This window comes from Acidovorax sp. ST3, assembly GCF_003231145.1.
Classification (GTDB): Bacteria; Pseudomonadota; Gammaproteobacteria; order Burkholderiales; family Burkholderiaceae_C; genus Acidovorax.
This window is the reverse complement of the sequence record NZ_QKVP01000113.1, coordinates 1-549: the sequence shown is the minus strand read 5'-3', so window position 1 is coordinate 549 and position 549 is coordinate 1. Positions and strand designations below refer to the sequence as shown.

Annotated in this window: 1 protein-coding gene and 1 pseudogene; both read right to left on the bottom strand. The window is 65.9% G+C overall.

From position 1 onward, the window contains the following. Positions 1–342, bottom strand: a pseudogene (locus DNK89_RS23860) (alpha/beta hydrolase); the annotation flags it as partial. Positions 343–347: 5 nt separating this feature from the next. After that, on the bottom strand, positions 348–549 hold a 202-nt coding region (locus tag DNK89_RS23855), incomplete at its 5' end, for an oligopeptide/dipeptide ABC transporter ATP-binding protein (RefSeq protein WP_370220975.1).

The window sequence follows — 549 nt, the reverse complement described above, 5'->3', positions numbered from 1 at the left end:
GTCGATGTGGCGCGGATTGCCGCCGGCCGAGAACACGCGGCCATTGTTGTAGCTTTCCACGCCCGGCCAGATCTCGTTGGAGAAGGTCAGCGCCACGATCAGCAGCTTGTGCTTGTCGGCGGCCTCGACCCAGAAGTCGCGGTATTCGTCACCGTTGCGCAGCACGCCGTGCTGCACGATCACCACCGGGCGGTCCGGGCTGTAGCCGTAAGGGCGGTAGGTCTGCAGCTTGAACGGGCGATCGGAATTGCGATCCTCGTCGATATAGGTGATGGCGTTGCGGCCGGCATGGCCCATTTCGATGGCGATGCGGTCCACGTTGGACATGTCTGAGGGTTTCATGGCGTTCAGGCGGTGGCTTCGTTCAGGTGGCAGGCCGACCAGTGGCCCGGAGAGATTTCCTTCAGCGTCGGCGCCTGCTCGCGGCAGCGCGGCATGGCGTGCGGGCAGCGCGGGTTGAAGGTACAGCCCGACGGCGGATTCAGCGGCGACGGGATCTCGCCCTTGATCGGCGTGAACTTGCGGCCGCGGCGCGCCACGTCCGGCACC